Annotated in this window: 5 protein-coding genes; 3 read left to right on the forward strand and 2 right to left on the reverse strand. The window is 70.8% G+C overall.

Annotation, left to right across the window (positions count from 1 at the left end; all coding sequences use genetic code 11):
* Positions 1-868 (reverse strand): HTH domain-containing protein (locus VF468_31225; protein HEX5882758.1); only part of this gene is annotated, 868 nt, incomplete at its 3' end.
* Between the two features lie 394 nt (positions 869-1,262).
* Complete coding sequence (locus VF468_31230; protein HEX5882759.1) at positions 1,263-1,697, reverse strand: DUF732 domain-containing protein; 435 nt, start codon at positions 1,695-1,697, stop codon at positions 1,263-1,265.
* 301 nt (positions 1,698-1,998) lie between these two features.
* Here VF468_31230 and VF468_31235 point away from each other — a divergent pair, with 301 nt between their 5' ends.
* From VF468_31235 to VF468_31245, 3 genes are all read left to right on the forward strand, one after another.
* Positions 1,999-3,081, forward strand: coding sequence for an ABC transporter substrate-binding protein (locus tag VF468_31235; GenBank protein ID HEX5882760.1), 1,083 nt, complete (start codon positions 1,999-2,001; stop codon positions 3,079-3,081).
* Positions 3,074-3,868, forward strand: a complete 795-nt coding sequence (locus VF468_31240; GenBank protein HEX5882761.1) for an ABC transporter ATP-binding protein — start codon at positions 3,074-3,076, stop codon at positions 3,866-3,868. Before VF468_31235 ends, VF468_31240 begins: the two co-directional genes overlap by 8 nt.
* Positions 3,865-4,577: ABC transporter permease (locus tag VF468_31245; GenBank protein ID HEX5882762.1), on the forward strand; the 713-nt coding region annotated here is incomplete at its 3' end. The genes VF468_31240 and VF468_31245, both read left to right, overlap by 4 nt.

Genomic DNA, 4,577 nt, shown 5'->3' on the forward strand with positions numbered 1-4,577 from the left:
GGCCAAGCAGAGCAGTCTCGGTGATCGCCCGGCCGGCGGGCCCCGGCGGCGCAAGCGCGACGAACAGTGGTGCCTCTACCGGTAGTTCCAGGCCCCTCCCGTCAGGTTGCCAGGTCGGGTGCTGCGGAAGCCAGTCGGCCAGGGCGGCAGCCGCCTGGGCGGTCAGCTCGACAATGCGCCCCTCGCCCCAGGCCACCTTGAGCTGCACGGGCACTTGGCCGTCGGCGCTCCAAATGAGATCCCCGAGCTTCAGCGCGCACACCTCGCTGGGACGCAGGCCGACGTCGCCCAGGAGCCTCAGGACAGCCAGGTCGCGGACGCCGACCCGAGTCGCCAGGTCGGGCGTAAGCAATAGCCGCTCGTACTGGTCGGGTGAAATGGTCGCCAGCGGGGGCGCCTGCTGCCGAGAGGCGTGCAAGCTGGCCGCCAGCTCGGGGCGGCCGGCCTGGCGGACAAGTCGGCGCAGGGCGGTGCATTCCAGCCGCAGCGACGCCCACGATAGTCCCCGGCCACCGTGACCGCCGACCCTCGCCCGCAGAGCGATCCAGCGGGCGAGGACGTCGTCGCTGAGATCCCACCGGGTGGGGGGCCGGCCGAGCTCGTCGGCCAGCCAGTCGAGGAACTGCTGGGCGATGGCGGCGTAGTGCGCCCGGGTCCCTTGGCTTCGGCGGCGCCGGCCCGGCGCAGGGCGGTGGATGCCCTGCTCCTGGAGGGCCTGGATGTCGTACTGGATGGTTCGGCGGCTGACCCCGAACCGCTCAGCGAGGGCAGTGGTGGTGATCTCGGGTTCGTCCCGCCAGGCTTGGGCGATGGCGTCCCGGCGTTCGGTCGGCCTGGCTGGACGGTCGGATCGGGCCAGGTCAGACACGCTGGCAGGCACGCCGTCGAGGTCGGCAAGTGCGGCCACGGCGGCGGCCAGGGAATCACTCGTAGATGCCAGGTGGACGTTCGTCCCCTCCCCCAGCGTCTGGCCGCTGGCGGCAAGGTCCCCAGGCCTCGCCCTCATCTGTCGGTCGATGGCGCACGCATGGTAGTCCTCGACTGGTTCACAGCACCTCTCCATACGTGGCGATCGGCCGTTGCGGCGGCGGAGTGTACCGCTTGGCCAAGGTAGTGGGGTCGCCGGTATCGTTCGGGCTTACGGTGGAGCACGGTCTGACCGTCGCCACCGGGAAGATCCAGCTTGCCAGGGTTGGTCCGGATACCGCGACCCGTGAGTTACCTCCGGACCTGGATCGGCATCCCCCTGCCGGGTCCCCTCCCTAGGGGAACGGCTGAGGGGATGTGGCCTGGGCGGGGCATAACGCCCTGAGCGCGGCCGACACGATGACCCTGGCACCCTGCCGGGTGAACCTACCCTCGTCGTGGACCCGCTGCACCATCGCCTCCGGTGCCTGGCCGCCGTTCCTGACGGCATCACAGGTCCGTCCCGCCCATTTGTAGGCGTCGATGCCCCGGCGGTCCTGCGAGTTGCGGATCTCTTTCCGCCAGAGTTCACCGAACGCCTGCCCGGCCGCCTTGGAACTGGCCCAAGGCCGCACCCGTATACGGGCTTCGATGGTGGGAGGTGGCCCCGATGGCAGCAGTTCAGCGTTGGGAATGGCCTGCTGGCGGTCGCCGCCACCGCAGCTCGCCACCGCGAGGATCACCACGATGAGGACCGCGACGGTGGCCAGGGAGCGCGAGATCGCCCGCATTGCCCTCGTCGCTGGGGTATGCGGCATGCGCATGGGTCGCCTGGGCTGGCTCACGGCACGCTCCATGCCTGTGATTGCCATTGCTGGGGGCGGGAGTGTACCGCTCCTGCAAGACATCGGACTCGGCGACGGCGTTCGGGCCTAATGGTGGGCTGGTCGACCAGCCTCCTGACACGGTCGTCTGACCGCTTGCCTGGCGGCTTCCGTGATTCCGGCAGAATCGGGGGGATGACGCCATGAGCGGCATTGACGCATACTCTCCCGATACGGCCAGAACGATCGGTCCGACAAGGAGGGTTCCGTGGGTGCATCCAGGTGGGCGCGGCGACATCGTGAACGCGGGACGTTGCGGCTGCGCCTGGCGGCGCTGCTGGCGATCGTCGCGCTGGCCGCGGCCGGGTGCGGCGGGGACGACGACGGCGGCGGCGGCGGCTCGACCGGCACCACCCAGGCGGCATCGGCCTGCGCCGACCAGAAGCTGGCCAGCGCCGAGGACGTCACCCTGATCCTGGACTTCCTCCCCAACCCGGTCCACATCGCCATCTACCAGGGGCTGGCCACCGGGACCTACAAGGCCAACAACATCAACCTCAAGGTGCAGACGCCGACCTCGACCTCGGACACGCTGCGGCTGCTGGCCACCGACCGGGCCGACATCGGCATCGTGTCGCTGCTGGACTTCCTGACCTCCTACCAGCAGCAGCAGCCGATCACCGCCTTCATGGCCCTGGAGCAGCGGCCCCTGGGGTCGCTGCTGGCCCTGGAGAAGTCCGGCGTCACCTCCCCCAAGGACCTTGAGGGCAAGACCGTCGGCGTGACCGGGGTGCCCAGCGACCTGGCCGCGGTCAACTCGATGGTGTCCGACGCCGGCGGCGACCCGACCAAGGTCAAGACCGTGACCATCGGCTTCAACGCCGTCCAGAACCTGATCGGGGGCAAGGTCGACGCGGCCGTCGGGTTCTGGAACGCCGAGGGCGTGCAGCTCCAGGCGCAGGAGCCGACCAGGATCTTCAAGCTCGACGAGTTCGGCGCCCCGCCCTACCCGGAGCTGGTCGCCTTCACCCGCAACGAGACCGTCCAGGAGAACCCGGCGCTGATCTGCGCCTTCGTCAAGGCCACGGTGGAGGGCTACGCCTCGGCCACCGCCAACCCCGACCAGGCCCTCGACAACCTGACCAAGCAGGCCGAGGGGCTGGCCCTCTCGGACGCCAAGGCCCAGTACGAGGCGCTGAAGCCGGTCTACCAGGCCGACGCCCCGACCTACGGGGCGCTCAACCTGGCTGTCCTCGCCGACTACCTGACCTGGGCGAAGGAGGCGAAGATCCTGGACCTGTCGGACGACCCGTCGAAGTTCGCGACCGACCGGTTCACCGCCAGTGCATGATCGGCCCATCAGGCTCCGGGCCGAGGGCCTGGGCAAGCGGTTCGCGTCCCGCGACGGCGGCGTCCAGGCCCTGGACGGCCTCGACCTGGAGGTGTCCGACGGCGAGTTCGTGAGCGTCATCGGCCCCAGCGGCTGCGGCAAGTCGACCCTGTTCAACCTCCTGGCCGGCCTGGAGGAGCCGACGGCGGGCGCGCTGTGGCTGGACGGGGGCCGGGTCGACGCCGGCCGGCTGCTGGGACGGGTCGGCTACATGCCCCAGCGCGACCTGCTGATGCCCTGGCGCACGATCCTCGACAACACCATCCTCGGCCTGGAGGTGGCCGGCGTCGGGCGGGCCGAGGCCCGGCGCCGGGCCGGCGAGCTGTTCGACGAGTTCGGGCTGGCCGGGTTCGAGGGGAGCCGCCCGAGCGAGCTGTCGGGCGGGATGCGCCAGCGGGCGGCGCTGCTGCGCACCTTCCTGGCCGGCCGCGAGGTGATCCTGCTCGACGAGCCGTTCGGGGCGCTGGACTCCCTGACCCGGGCCGGCATGCAGCAGTGGCTGGTCCAGGTGTGGGAGGAGCACCGCAAGACCATCCTGCTCATCACCCACGACGTCGACGAGGCCCTGTTCCTGTCGGACCGGGTGTACGTGCTCACCCCCCGGCCCGGCCGGGTCGAGCTGGTCCTGGAGGTCGACCTGCCCCGGCCCCGGACCTACGAGCTGATCACCAGCGAGCCCTTCACCGAGCGCAAGCAGCTGCTGCTGGAGCACCTGGGCATGACCCTGCCGCCGAGGAAGGTCTCGTGAGCGTGCCGGCCAAGGCCGACCCGCGCACGGCGGCGCCGTTGCCGGAGGAGCCGCCGGCCCCCCGGGACCGGCGCCGGCGCGGGCTGGCCGGGCGGGTGCTGCCGCCGCTGCTGTTCAGCCTGGTCGTCCTGGGCGCCTGGCAGCTCTACACCGAGCTGGGCGACGTCAACCCGCTGCTGCTGCCCTCCCCCCTGGCGGTGGTCCAGTCGGTGGTGGACAACGCCGCCCTGTTCGCCGACAACGCCGTCGTCACCCTGCAGGAGATCCTGCTCGGGTTCGTCGGTGGGGCCGCCGCCGGGATCGGGCTGGCCGTGCTCCTCACCTACTCGCGGCTGGCCGAGCGGGCCGTGTACCCCTGGCTGGTCGCCTCCCAGATGATCCCGATCGTGGCCGTGGCCCCGATCCTGGTCGTCTGGTTCGGCTTCACCATCGTCCCCAAGGTGGTCGTGGTCGCCCTGGTCTGCTTCTTCCCGGTGGTGGTCAACACCATCGACGGGCTCAAGGCGGTCGACCCCGAGATGGTCCGCCTGATGCGCACCCTGGGCATGTCGCGGCCGCGGATCATGCGCAGCGTGCGGGTGCCGTCGGCCCTGCCGTACCTGTTCTCCGGGCTCAAGGTGGCCATGGCCCTGGCCGTGATCGGGGCCGTGTTCGGCGAGTGGGTCGGCTCCAGCGAGGGGCTCGGCTATCTGATGCTGGCCCTCAACAA

The sequence above is a fragment of the Actinomycetota bacterium genome, from assembly GCA_036280995.1.
GTDB lineage: Bacteria > Actinomycetota > CALGFH01 > CALGFH01 > CALGFH01 > CALGFH01.

Bases quoted from the DNA above. Each gene is read 5' to 3' on its own strand.
- VF468_31230 (HEX5882759.1), bottom strand. From the start codon at position 1,697: ATGCGGGCGATCTCGCGCTCCCTGGCCACCGTCGCGGTCCTCATCGTG.